Annotated in this window: 1 protein-coding gene; it reads right to left on the bottom strand. The window is 61.4% G+C overall.

Annotated elements, in window-relative coordinates; all coding sequences use genetic code 11:
* Window positions 1–408 (bottom strand): glutathione S-transferase N-terminal domain-containing protein (locus EN884_RS37480; protein WP_348633006.1); only part of this gene is annotated, 408 nt, incomplete at its 3' end.
* Window positions 409–813: the final 405 nt, after the last annotated feature.

Here is an 813-nt window from a genome sequence, read left to right as displayed (position 1 = left end):
CTGCTCGAACACGCGGGCGCGAGCGGCCCCGCTCCTGGGCAATAGCTCGCCGGTCTTTTCAGCCAGGTAGATGAGGATCGCGCCCGACTCGGTCAGGGTTAGCGTTTCGCCGTCCGGGCCTTCGGGGTCAACCAGGACCGGGACCTTGCCGTTGGGGTTGATCGCCAGGTAGCCTGGCTGCTTCTGGTCGCCCTTGCGGACGTTTACGGCGTTTAGCTTGTAGTCCAGGCCAAGCTCTTCCAGGGCGATCGGAATCCGGAGGCTGTTTGGGGTCGCGAAGGCATATACTTGCAACATGAGGGTCCCGTTCAAAATTGGACGTGTTGTCCCCGTCGAAACGCCTGGCCACGAGCCGAGGCCCGCAATCTGACCTGTCGAGCAGACGCTCGACAGACGGAGTACGGTCATTTGCACTCGTTCGATCGATGCCCGGTAGACAGCATGCAGACATATCCATCATTCCGGCGGGGAATGAATGCCAATCAGGAGTGCCGACGTTGGGAGACTTTTGAGGGAGCCGGCATCGACTTCCTGCCTACTTACTGCCGGTCTATTAGCCGAAGCGGTGCGGCGTGAAGTTGATTGTCCCGGTCCGGGGGCGCCCGGCCACGCCCACGTCATGGTCCAGAGCCTCGCCTAACCTGTTGCCGCAAACGTCTTCGAAACGGTCTGACACGACGAGACTTTGCTCCCCCGCGCTCCAGGGGTGGCCCGGGATAAGCTGCATTGCTGTTCCATCGGATGAGAGGGACAGCCGCGTCGCGACGACCGCTCCGCAAGACGTCAAGACTCTGATCTCATTCTCGCAAAGGG

Origin of the sequence: Mesorhizobium sp. M7A.F.Ca.AU.001.01.1.1 (assembly GCF_004022735.1) — a bacterium.
In the GTDB taxonomy this organism is placed as follows: domain Bacteria; phylum Pseudomonadota; class Alphaproteobacteria; order Rhizobiales; family Rhizobiaceae; genus Mesorhizobium; species Mesorhizobium ciceri.
The sequence above is the reverse complement of the archived record's forward strand: the minus strand, read 5'-3'. Positions and strand labels throughout refer to the sequence as shown.